Genomic DNA, 10,970 nt, shown 5'->3' on the forward strand with positions numbered 1-10,970 from the left:
TCACATCGTTGGGGACTGAACGTTTGGGTGCTTCTAGAGGACGCCGATCAGGTGACGGTGCCCCGACGGCCGCTGGCCGGCGCCAGGCGTTGCGGCCACCTGTGGGGGTGCTGCGGTGGCGGGGCTGCTGGTGGCTGTCATGGCGAAGGCGGTGCCTGCCACTGCTGCGGACACCGTGAAGGCCCGCAGCACACTCCTGCGGCTGACGTCCGGGATGGGTTTCATCTGTTCTCCTTTGAATTGGTGACGAGAGGACCCGAGGTTCCCCGACTGAGCGCGCGAAAGGTTGGGAAAGGGCCCGAACGCCAAGGGTGGTCTGCCGGGCGCACAACATCGTCTTGCCAAAATTTGCCAAAACGATTTGTCGCCGGCCGTGGCTTACTGTATGGCGGCTGCCATAGCGTCGTCAAGGGTCCACAAGATTTCGATGTGATGCTTGACACGCATCTGGCGCCGGCCCTATTGTGATGCCAAGTCGATTTGGCAAAACGATTTTTCACTGAGACTTGAAGTTTCCAAGCCCCACCCCAACCGTAGATTCCGTTCAAAAGAAAGGGAGTCGACAGCGATGTCCTCTCGAACCACGATTTCCCGGATCACCGCCATTGGCGGCCTGTCCACCGCGGTCCTTCTGGCAGCAACCGCCTGCGGCGCGGGGGGCCCGGCAGCGACGTCGGGTAGCGCCGCGAGCACCGTCAACGTCCTCGTCGAGGCCGGCGGCCACGCCGAACTGACAGGCGTCGCCGAACAGTGCAAGAAAGATACAGGCGTTAGCGCCAATTTCGTCGAACTGCCTTACGACGGCATGTTCAACAGGCTCTCCAGCGAGTTCTCCTCCGGCAACGTCTCCTTCGACGTCGCCGCACTGGACTCCGTCTGGCTTCCCAGCTTCAAGGACGCGGTCCAGCCCATTGACGAGCTCTTCACCGACGAGGCGAAGAAGGACATCTTCCCCGCGCTCGTGAAGGAAGCGAACGTGGACGGGCACTTTATCGGCATGCCGGCCTGGACCAACGCCGAAATCATCCTGTACCGCAAGGACCTGTTCGACGATGCAAAGAACAAGGCTGAGTTCAAGGCCAAGTACGGTTACGACCTCGCCGCTCCGACCACGTGGAAGCAATACCAGGACATCTCCGAATTCTTCACCAAGGACGGCATGTACGGCACTGACGTGAAGGGCGGCGTAGAAACCGAATGGCTGGCCCATGTCCTCCAGGCCGGTTCCCCGATGGTCCTCGATGAGAACAACAACGTCGTGATCGACAACGCCGCGCACAAGGACGCGCTCGACTTCTACACCAGCCTGGTCAAGTCCGCCCCTCCCGGCGCCGCTCAGGTCGACTGGGCAGCAGCGCAGAACCTGTTCAACCAGGGCAAGACCGCGATGACCCGGTTCTGGGCCCACGCCTACCGCCAGATCCCCAAGGATTCCCCGGTCGCGGGCAAGGTCGGCGCCGCTCCGATGATCGGCGGCTCCGCCGGCGTTGCCGGTGTTCCCGGCCCGTGGTACCTCTCCGTGCCCAAGGCAACCAAGAACAGCGACGCTGCCAAGAAATTCATCAAGTGCGCCTATGACCATAACGACCTGGGCATCGAATCCAGCCTCGGCCTGGCCTCCCGCATCTCGGCCTTCGAGAAGTACCAGGACAAGCCCGGCTACGAGAGCTTCAAGCCGCTCATCGAGACCCTCAAGGGCCAGGCAACGGCCACGCGCCCTGCCACGGCCAAATGGCAGCAGATCGTGGACACCGCATTGGTTCCCATGCTGCAAAAAGCCGTAGCCGGCGGCGACTCCGCCACTCTCCTGGCCGCCGCGAAAAAGCAGATCCAGGACCTCCTCAAGTAAGACTCCGCGGCCGGCACCGAAACACTAGTGCCGGCCGCGGCCCCAACCATCGGAAGAGAAAACCGTGCGTATTTCCGATCGCCGCTTCGCCCTGTACCTTATGGCGCCGGCGGCCCTGTTCCTGGCAGTGTTTGTGGCCTACCCGCTGTTCCGCCTCGTGGCAGACAGCCTCTTCAAAATCTCCCCGATCGCCGGGGCCCCCCGCGACTTCGTCGGCCTGGACAACTACGTCCGTGCCTTCGCCTCCGAAGCATTCATGGGCGCCGGCTGGCGCACCTTGGCCTACACCTTCGTGGTGGTCGCCCTTGAGTTCGCACTTGGGCTTGGAATGGCCCTTCTGTTCACTGCCCTGGGCCGTAAATCCGAGGTCTGGCGGACGGTGTTCCTCTACCCGCTGATGATCGCGCCCATCGTCGCCGGCCTGTTGTGGAAATTCCTGATGATCGACAACTTCGGGCTCATCGGCACCCTTCTGCACCAGGCGGGAATCCTGCAGAACCCCAACCAGATCGGCTGGCTGTCAGACCCAGGAATCGTCCTCTTCTCGGTAGCCGTCCCGGACATCTGGCTGACCACCTCCTTCATGTGCCTCGTCCTCTTCGCCGGCCTCCAGAACATCCCCGGCGACCTCATCGAGGCGGCCCGGCTCGACGGCGCCAAGGCCCCTACCCTCCTCTTCAGCATCATCCTGCCGCTCCTGCGCCCAGTCATCGCAGTGGCATTGGTGGTGCGCGGCATCGACGCAGCCAGAGCCTTTGACACCATCCTTATCCAGACCAACGGCGGCCCGCAGTCCGCCTCCGAAACCATGAGCCTGCTGATCTACCGGACCATGATCCGCTTCGGCGATCCGGGACTGGCCAGCGCCATGGGCACCATCTACCTGCTGGCGATGCTCGGCGTCGCGTTCTTCGCCGTCGCGACCATCTGGCGCCCAGGGAAGGACAACTGATGAGCACCGCCGACACCCCCATCAACGACCGTTTTGCCGCTGAGGCAGTGGCCTACCGCCCCCGTCACGCAGGCGTCGTCTCGGCCATCCTGGCCACCGGCACCAAGACGTCCGGTGCCACCGCCGGTGCTGCCCCCACCGGAGCCATGCCGGCCGAGCCGGCGATGCCCACTCCGGCAGCCTCGGGCACGGGCCGTCCCCGCCGTAGGAATCACCACGCCGAAGGCCTGGAAGCCGGCAAACGCACCACCCGCATCCTGCTGTGGATCGTCCTTGCAGCGGCGATGGTCCTCTACGGGTTCCCGTTCCTCTACCTTCTGTTCACGTCCTTCAAGACGCCGATCGACACCATCGCGGTCCCGCCCACGATCCTTCCCAAGGAATGGACGCTGGAGAACTACGCCAACGCCCTGGGCCGCAACGGAGTTCTGGCCTCGTTCATCAACAGCGCGCAGACGGCGGTCATCAGTACGCTCCTGTCCCTGGTCCTGGCCGTTCCGGCCGCTTACGGCATCACCCGCTACAAGACGCCGAGCGGGCGGGTGTTCATCATGGCAGCGCTTGTGACCCGCATGGTGCCGCCGGTAGCCATCGGCATCCCGCTCGCGTCCATGATGGCGACGGCGGGACTAGCTGACACGCCGATCGCCCTGTCTATCGCCCACACCACAATCTCGCTGCCACTGTCCATCTGGCTGATGTCCAGCTTCTTCGAAGCCGTTCCCAATGACCTTGAAGAGGCAGCAACGGTGGATGGGTGCAGCAGGCTCGGGGCCCTGTGGCGGGTCGTGATCCCGGTGGTGTCCGGTGGCATCGCGGTCACCGCGATATTCGCCTTCCTCGCCTCCTGGAACGAGTTCCTGTTCGCGCTCCTTATGACCGCCATCCGTTCGCAGACCACCCCGGTGGTGATCGCGAACTTCCAGACCCAGTTCGGTCTGGACTGGGGATCCATGACGGCGCTGGCCGCCGTGTACTCCATCCCGGTCATCCTCCTCACCCTTCTCTTGCAGCGCAAGATCGTCGCAGGCATGACGCTCGGCGCCGTCAAGGGCTAGACCACCAACAACGAAACGAACAACAACACGCACGGGAAAATCGAAAGGTACGCAAGAGAACATGGAATTTTGGCAGCCAAATGACCCGCTCAACGGCTTGGCACAAGGGCAACGACCATTCCTCGGTAGCCTACTGGTACCAGACCGGCAAGCACGCGCATCACGAAGAGCTGCCTCCGGTCGAGGAACGGCTTCCTCGCCGCCGGCCCGAACACGGCATCTGGGACGAGTAAACCCGGACCCTCAAGAGCATCACCAACCATAAGGACGTGGGAGACAGATGAGCAACAAGAACATCGGTATCAAGGACGTGGCCGTCGCCGCCGGCGTCTCCGTGACAACTGTCTCCCACGTCCTCAACGAGGTTTCCTACGCCCGAATCCGCCCCGAAACCAGGGAGAAGGTCAGGACCATTGCGGAGCAACTAGGCTATGGCCCCAACCGCCTTGCCCAGGCCCTTCGCACCCAGAGGACCGGCATGCTGGGTCTGGTCAGCGAGGATATCGCCACCACGCCCCACGCCGGCCGGATCATCCTCGGCGCTGACGAGGCCGCCAGAGCCCGAGGGTACAACCTCATGATCATCAACACCTCCGGCTCAGCCAGCCTCGAATCCCGGCAGGCCGACGTCGAGACCCTCCTGGAACGCCGGGTGGACGGAATCCTCTACGCCACCATGTACCACCGCAACGTGGAGCTGCCTGCCAACCTCGGCAGCGTGCCCTCCGTCCTGGTCGACTCGGTGGCCACCGGCGGAAACATCACAGCCGTGATCCCGGACGAAGAAGGTGGTGCACGCGCCGCCGTGGGCGCGCTCCTCGAAGCGGGCCACACCCGGGTGGGCTTCATCAACAACACCGATGATGTCCCCGCAACCCGTCAGCGGCTCCAGGCCTTCCGGGCCACGCTGACTGAAGCAGGGCTCGACGGCGACGCGGCACCTGTCGAGTCCGACGTCTCCGAGGTGCAAGGCGGCTATGAAGCGGCCCGGCGGATCCTGGCACGCGAGGACCCGCCCACCGGCTTGTTCTGCTACAACGACCGGATGGCGATGGGAGCCTACCGCGCCGCTGCGGAGTTGGGACTCACCATCCCCGCTGACCTTTCAGTCGTCGGCTTCGATGACCAGGAACTGATCGCCGCCAACCTTCACCCGGGCCTCACCACCGTGGCCCTGCCTCACTACGAGATGGGTGCTTGGGCCACCGAGCACCTGATTGACGCCGTCGAGGGGAAGACCGACCTTACCCTCATGGCACTTCACCCGACCATTCTGAGCTGCCCCCTCGTGCGCCGCGATTCCATCACGGCTCCGCGGCAATAGGCAGCCAGCCCCTTCCACTTCCCAAGAGGAACGCCAGACATGTCCAGTTACCTTGATGCCGCACGCCCGGAAACAGCCCCGGCCGGAACCTCCAGGTTCCGGCCTGCCATCCACTTCACGGCAAGGGATACCTGGCTGAACGATCCCAATGGCCTGGTTTTCTACGACGGCCTGTACCACCTCTTCTTCCAGAACAATCCATACGGCAACGTCTGGGGCAACATGTCCTGGGGCCACGCCACCTCCCGTGATTTGCTGCACTGGACGGAGCACCCTGTTGCCATTGCCTGCGACGAGACAGAGGACATCTTCTCAGGGAGTGTCGTAGTCGACCACGGCAACACGTCCGGTTTCGGCACGGCGGACGCACCTGCCCTCGTAGCCATTTACACCAGTGCCTACAAAGCCGCGTCCGAACACAGCGGCACGCAGGCCCAGTCTCTGGCCTACAGCACAGACGCGGGAATGACGTGGCGAAAATACGAAGGAAACCCTGTCCTCACCAGAAACTCCGCGAACTTCCGCGATCCCAAAGTCTTCCGCTATCAAGGGGACCAAGGTGCCTGCTGGGTCATGGTCGCCGTCGAAGCGCAGCACCAAAAGGTGGTCTTCTATCGTTCGGAAGACCTCAAATCCTGGGACTTTCTGAGCGACTTCGGCCCGGCGAACGCCGACGCCGGCGAATGGGAGTGCCCCGATCTCTTTCCCCTGGCGGTGGACGGGGACCCGGGCAACATCAAATGGGTACTGATCGTAAACATTAACCCCGGCGCAGTGGCAGGAGGTTCCGGCGGCCAGTACTTCATCGGGCACTTCGACGGCGCCCGGTTCCTCCCGGACGCCGGTTCACTCGCGGCGCCAGCAGGACTGGCCTCCCTCGACCCCAAGGCGGGCTCTGCAGCCCTGCAGCAATGCCTGTGGCTGGACTGGGGACGGGACTGCTACGCCTCCGTATCCTTTAGCAACGCCCCGGATGACCGGCGCATCATCATCGGCTGGATGAACAACTGGGACTACGCCAACGAGCTGCCCACTGCCCCCTGGCGGTCCTCGATGACCCTCGCCCGCGAAGTGCGCCTCACAGCAGCCAACGGCTCCGCCCGTCTGATCCAGCAACCGGTCCTGGCCGACCTCTGCGCAGGAGAAGAGCTGCCTACTGCCAAGGACCAAATGAACGCAGACACCTTTGAGCTGCGAAATTCAGCCCTCCGATTGCCGGATGCGGTACCCGGTAGCGCCCAAATCATCGAGGCGGAGATACTGCCCGGAAGCGCCGAACGTTTTGATTTCCGACTCTTCGGAAGCAGTGACGGGAGCGAGGGCACCATTCTTAGCTACAACACAACCAGCGCCCAACTCATCCTTGACCGCAGACAATCAGGAAACACCTGCTTCCACGGGAAATTCGCTTCGGTCGAGTCAGCACCAGTTGACCTTGAAAACGGTGTGCTCAAATTACTCATCGTCGTGGACCACTGCTCGGTCGAAGTATTCGTCCAGGGCGGCAAGGTCGTCCTGACTGATCTCATCTTCCCCGAAACCGAAAACCCGGAGAACTGGCTATCGGCTGAGGGAGGCTCAGCAACAATACTGAAGCTCGCGGTCTCAACACTCACCTAACCGCAGGTTGGAGGTAACGGCGGAGGGATGAGCCTCCGAGAATCTTCCTCATACCCTCAAACCAATATCCACCTCAGCCCGATGCCACGTAGAAGTGCGCCTTTCGCGCTTCGCGCTGCATCCAACTTGGGTGACTCCATGAAAGGTCCAGAATGCCAACAGTCCAGCACACCGACGATGACCCCAAACCGAGCATTGATGTCGTTGTTGTCGGTGAAGCCCTCGTGGACATAGTTGTCTCTCCCCGAGGCACTGTGGAGCACCCCGGTGGATCACCCGCAAACGTTGCCTACGGACTCGGACGGCTGGGTGCGGACACCGCATTGTTGACCTCGATCGGCGACGACCACAACATCCGCCCTGCACTGCTCGGCAGCCAATTTGAGGCAAAAACCATCTTCGAGGAACTCGTCCCGTTCACAGAGGTAGTTAAACTCAGCGACGAGGACGCACTGTGGCTCTATCCGCGGCTATCCCTGGAAGACATCTCAAAACGTATCCTTGAACTTGGGGCCGGACTCGTCGCCGTCACCATGGGAGCGGAGGGATCCCTGCTCACAACGGGAGGCACGCGGGTAGTCGTTCCCTCGGTTAAGTCTGCCGTGGTCGACACCATTGGGGCCGGCGACTCGTATATGTCTGCCCTGATCTACGGACTCCTCATGCGCGGAGCAGATGGGCTAGCACCGTCGGTGCGGGCGCAGACCACGCCGATCATGATCGCCAACTTCCAGACCCAGTTGGGGCTCGACTCGGGTCCGATGACCGCGCTGGCAATCCACTACCCGGTCCCCGTAATCATCCTAACTATCATCCTGCAGCGCCACATCGTGGCTGGCCTGACTCTCGGCGCCGTCAAGGGCTGAGAAACCACAACACAAAGGGAAGAACCTATGTCAAGCAACAACTACTACGACGTGACTACGTGGCCCGTCGGCAATCCGTCCGAGGACGTCGGTGAAGTAATCAACAGCATCATCGCTGACATCAAGGACCGGCAGACCGTCACCGATGCGAACAATGGAGGAAAGCCAGGCGCGGTGATCTACATTCCGCCCGGGGACTACCACCTTCGTACGCAGGTGGTGATCGACGTCAGCTTCCTCAGGATCCATGGCTCGGGACACGGCTTTACGTCGTCGAGCATCCGGTTCAACGTTCCCGAAGACGAATGGCCCGACTTGCATGAGCTGTGGCCCGGGGGGAGTCGCATTCTCGTCGACATTCCCCTCGGCGGAGACGGGGAGGAATCCAAGGGAGCCGCCTTCTACGTTGAGCGAAGCGGGAGCCCGCGGATCAGCTCGGTCGAGTTCTCCAACTTCTGCATCGACGGGTTGCACTTCAACTCGGATGGCTCGGGGATGCATCCGGAGAATACCTACGTCAACGGCAAGACCGGTATCTATGTCGCGAACGCCAATGACTCATTCCGCGTAACCGGCATGGGGTTCGTCTACCTTGAGAACGCTCTCACTATCTACAACGCGGACGCGCTTTCCGTTCACGACAACTTCATCGCTGAATGCGGAAGCTGCATCGAGCTGCGCGGGTGGGGACAGGCATCAAAGATCACCGACAACTTGGTCGGAGCAGGCTTCAAGGGTCACTCGATCTACGCCGAGAACCATGGCGGGCTCCTGATAACCGCGAACAACGTCTTCCCCCGTGGTGCGAGCAGCGTCCATCTCGACGGCGTCACGCGTTCAAGCGTCACCAACAACCGTTTGCATTCGTTCTACCCTGGGATGCTGATTCTCGCAGCGAATAGTTCGGAAAACCTCGTGGCCACGAATCACTTCTTGCGTGACCATGAGCCCTGGACGCCCTTCCTGGGAGTCGACAACGGACTGAACGACCTCAACGGACTTCTCTGTGTCAGCGGCAGCAACAACACTGTCGTCGGCAACCACTTCTCCCAGATCATCGACTCACAGAGCATCCGGCCGACAGGTGCGACGCCTGTCATCATCCGGCTGATGGCGGGGGTTGGCAACTTCGTCTCCAACAACCACGTGGTGGCGATGAACGTTCACTCCAAGTCAAGTGACTCCTGCTTCTCGGCTCAGGTGGACGCTCTGTTGACGACCGAGGCTTCGGACGGCCTCGCCGTTACGTCCGTCATGGTCGATTCCGAATCAGCTCGGAATACGATCCTTGATTCCGGAAGTGACGCCCAAGTTATCGCAGATAGGGCTGTTAACACCTTTAGGGCCACACCCACGGTCGGTTTCTAGGCGGCACATGCACTTGTGGCCCATGGCCCAGTAACCCGCTCAGGCCCGGTGAGACCCCGGGGATCGCCATCATCGAGTGAGAATGTCAATCTGATTTGAGCCCACGATGGAAGTAAATTGCAGTCTCATCGGGACCCATCTCACGACGAAGGCCGGAATCACAATCGGTGACTGGGACGCGGCCAATAGTTTTGTCAGACAGTGATGCATCTTGACCCGAGGCCAGGAATCCGACGAATCCAAAGGCTGCTTGAGAGGAACGGCAAAACGCACGTGCGCGGATGATCCCTCCAGCCTTCCTGCGAGATCCGGTTGAGGATGAACCAGGCCCGGGGGTGGTAACTGGCCGACAAGCCAGTTCATAGGGTAATGGCCGGTGGATGGAGGACTGGACAATTTCGGCACAGCCCATGGCTCCAGGTTCATGCACGTACAGCGCATATTGGTTTCCGGAGAACACAGTTAGCTTCTTTGGACCATACCTGTGTAATACAACGGGCTCGCCCGCTGTGTATGTCTCACACGCTTATGACATAGCCGTGAACGGAAATGGTTGGGCCTGTTCGACCGTGGTGGGATACGCCGGCAAGCCGTGTGTTTGGGTGTGGTCGTGAGTCCAAGGCAAGTGTCCCCACGCGACTGATAATGTGATGTGCATGTCACTCAGGATGATGATAAGTGGAGGATCACCTCTTTGTGTCCGTTGATCTCTCGAGGCTGGATGATAGCTCCCGGCGCATTTTGGCAGTGGCGAGTTCCATTGCCGATCAGCAACTATCGAGACGCATAACCTGGCGCCACATCCTTGCCGCTGCTATGCACCAGATACCTGCGCTGGATGCCAAACTTCGCGAGATGGGCATATCAGGTGAATCGCTACTAGACGATCAAAAGCATGTCGGTGACCGGGAACTGGGTGGACCAAGGCCCGAAGGGAATAAGTCGATTCCGCTTAGTGTCGAGGTGGCCTCCGCAGTAGCTGATTCTGATGGCATGGCGGCTTCGTTTGTAGGTAACGTCGTCAAAGCAAGCGCCGAGGCCATTATCCGGTTGACGGGGAGCAGACAGGACTTCGAGCATGTCCTCCAAATTGTTGGCCGTCTTGATTCATTGCAGCAGGGGGAGCACGCGGGTGAAGCGGACGCTAAAGTCGTCAGGGCTTCACCTCCAATTGGGAAGATTATCGCGATAAAGCCGAACGGGAAGCCGCCAAGCTGATCGAGCGTGCAGCACGCGACGCCCATTAACCACTCCTGAACGATAATCTATGGGTCGAGCGGCCAAAAGGCCCAGGCTCTAGCAAACACCGAATAGCAAGCATCGAACGGCCCGGGTCTGTCAGATTAACGGTGGGTCTGGCCTGGCTTGTGGTTAATTGATTCTGCCTTCGAATGCGATCGCGAACGCATTAAATGCCGGCTTCCACCTCGTGGCCCATCGTGCCCGGCCCTGGCCTGTGGGGTCAAGGGAGCGGGTCACGAGGTAGAGGCATTTCAGCGCCGCGGCATCGTTCGGGAAATGGCCCCTGGCCCGCACCGCGCGCCGGTAGCGGGCGTTGAGGGATTCGATCGCGTTGGTCGAGCAGATCACCCGGCGGATCTCGGCGTCCCAGTCAAGGAACGGGGCGAACTCGGACCAGGCGTTGGGCCAGAGCCGCCCGATCGCCGGGTACTTCGTGGCCCATTTGGCCTCGAATTCCCCGAACCGTTCACGCGCCGCCGCCTCGGTCGGGGCGGTATATACGGGCTTGAGATCCCGGGCGAGCTCGTCCCAGTGCTGGCGGGGCGCGTAGCGTGTTGCGGATCAGATGCACGTTATGCCGAGGTCGGCATAACGTGCATTATGCCGACCTTCGGATTATGCCGATGTGGCCGCGGGATCCTTTGCAGGGCATGGGTTTGGCGCTGGTGAGGTCGGCATAATCCAGTGAGCT

At 61.3% G+C, this 10,970-nt stretch carries 10 protein-coding genes and 1 pseudogene; 9 read left to right on the plus strand and 2 right to left on the minus strand.

From position 1 onward, the window contains the following. Positions 1-33 precede the first annotated feature (33 nt). The gene (locus ASG92_RS20605; RefSeq protein WP_056632718.1) at positions 34-225 is read right to left on the minus strand and encodes a hypothetical protein; all 192 of its coding nucleotides are present in this window, start codon (positions 223-225) and stop codon (positions 34-36) included. A 343-nt stretch (positions 226-568) separates the two neighbouring features. Between ASG92_RS20605 and ASG92_RS20610 the strand changes: the two genes are divergently transcribed. The 9 genes from ASG92_RS20610 to ASG92_RS20645 all read left to right on the plus strand — a co-directional run bounded on the left by ASG92_RS20610 (position 569) and on the right by ASG92_RS20645 (position 10,255). Beyond that, positions 569-1,849, plus strand: coding sequence for an extracellular solute-binding protein (locus tag ASG92_RS20610; RefSeq protein WP_056632721.1), 1,281 nt, complete (start codon positions 569-571; stop codon positions 1,847-1,849). Positions 1,850-1,913: 64 nt separating this feature from the next. Continuing rightward, the gene (locus ASG92_RS20615) at positions 1,914-2,801 is read left to right on the plus strand and encodes a sugar ABC transporter permease (RefSeq protein WP_056632724.1); all 888 of its coding nucleotides are present in this window, start codon (positions 1,914-1,916) and stop codon (positions 2,799-2,801) included. Positions 2,802-2,965: 164 nt separating this feature from the next. Then, on the plus strand, positions 2,966-3,859 hold the full coding sequence (locus ASG92_RS20620) for a carbohydrate ABC transporter permease (RefSeq protein ID WP_056632747.1): 894 nt from the start codon (positions 2,966-2,968) through the stop codon (positions 3,857-3,859). A gap of 80 nt (positions 3,860-3,939) precedes the next feature. Continuing rightward, positions 3,940-4,092, plus strand: a complete 153-nt coding sequence (locus tag ASG92_RS28575) for a hypothetical protein (RefSeq protein ID WP_200952038.1) — start codon at positions 3,940-3,942, stop codon at positions 4,090-4,092. Positions 4,093-4,139: 47 nt separating this feature from the next. Then, complete coding sequence (locus ASG92_RS20625) at positions 4,140-5,183, plus strand: LacI family DNA-binding transcriptional regulator (protein ID WP_056632727.1); 1,044 nt, start codon at positions 4,140-4,142, stop codon at positions 5,181-5,183. Positions 5,184-5,222: 39 nt separating this feature from the next. Next, positions 5,223-6,803, plus strand: coding sequence for a glycoside hydrolase family 32 protein (locus ASG92_RS20630; protein WP_056632730.1), 1,581 nt, complete (start codon positions 5,223-5,225; stop codon positions 6,801-6,803). A gap of 152 nt (positions 6,804-6,955) precedes the next feature. After that, positions 6,956-7,669, plus strand: a complete 714-nt coding sequence (locus tag ASG92_RS20635; protein ID WP_056632731.1) for a PfkB family carbohydrate kinase — start codon at positions 6,956-6,958, stop codon at positions 7,667-7,669. Positions 7,670-7,696: 27 nt separating this feature from the next. Further along, positions 7,697-9,037, plus strand: a complete 1,341-nt coding sequence (locus ASG92_RS20640) for a NosD domain-containing protein (RefSeq protein ID WP_056632738.1) — start codon at positions 7,697-7,699, stop codon at positions 9,035-9,037. Between the two features lie 678 nt (positions 9,038-9,715). Further along, positions 9,716-10,255, plus strand: a complete 540-nt coding sequence (locus tag ASG92_RS20645) for a hypothetical protein (RefSeq protein WP_056632741.1) — start codon at positions 9,716-9,718, stop codon at positions 10,253-10,255. A 153-nt stretch (positions 10,256-10,408) separates the two neighbouring features. Here ASG92_RS20645 and ASG92_RS28580 read toward each other — a convergent pair. Next, positions 10,409-10,850 (minus strand): annotated as a pseudogene (locus tag ASG92_RS28580) (transposase); the annotation flags it as partial. Between the last annotated feature and the right edge of the window lie 120 nt (positions 10,851-10,970).

The organism is Arthrobacter sp. Soil736 (assembly GCF_001428005.1).
Lineage (GTDB): Bacteria > Actinomycetota > Actinomycetes > Actinomycetales > Micrococcaceae > Arthrobacter.

Bases quoted from the DNA above. Each gene is read 5' to 3' on its own strand.
- ASG92_RS20605 (WP_056632718.1), bottom strand. From the start codon at position 225: ATGAAACCCATCCCGGACGTCAGCCGCAGGAGTGTGCTGCGGGCCTTC.
- ASG92_RS20610 (WP_056632721.1), top strand. From the start codon at position 569: ATGTCCTCTCGAACCACGATTTCCCGGATCACCGCCATTGGCGGCCTG.
- ASG92_RS20620 (WP_056632747.1), top strand. From the start codon at position 2,966: ATGCCCACTCCGGCAGCCTCGGGCACGGGCCGTCCCCGCCGTAGGAAT.
- ASG92_RS28575 (WP_200952038.1), top strand. From the start codon at position 3,940: ATGACCCGCTCAACGGCTTGGCACAAGGGCAACGACCATTCCTCGGTA.
- ASG92_RS20625 (WP_056632727.1), top strand. From the start codon at position 4,140: ATGAGCAACAAGAACATCGGTATCAAGGACGTGGCCGTCGCCGCCGGC.
- ASG92_RS20630 (WP_056632730.1), top strand. From the start codon at position 5,223: ATGTCCAGTTACCTTGATGCCGCACGCCCGGAAACAGCCCCGGCCGGA.
- ASG92_RS20635 (WP_056632731.1), top strand. From the start codon at position 6,956: ATGCCAACAGTCCAGCACACCGACGATGACCCCAAACCGAGCATTGAT.
- ASG92_RS20640 (WP_056632738.1), top strand. From the start codon at position 7,697: ATGTCAAGCAACAACTACTACGACGTGACTACGTGGCCCGTCGGCAAT.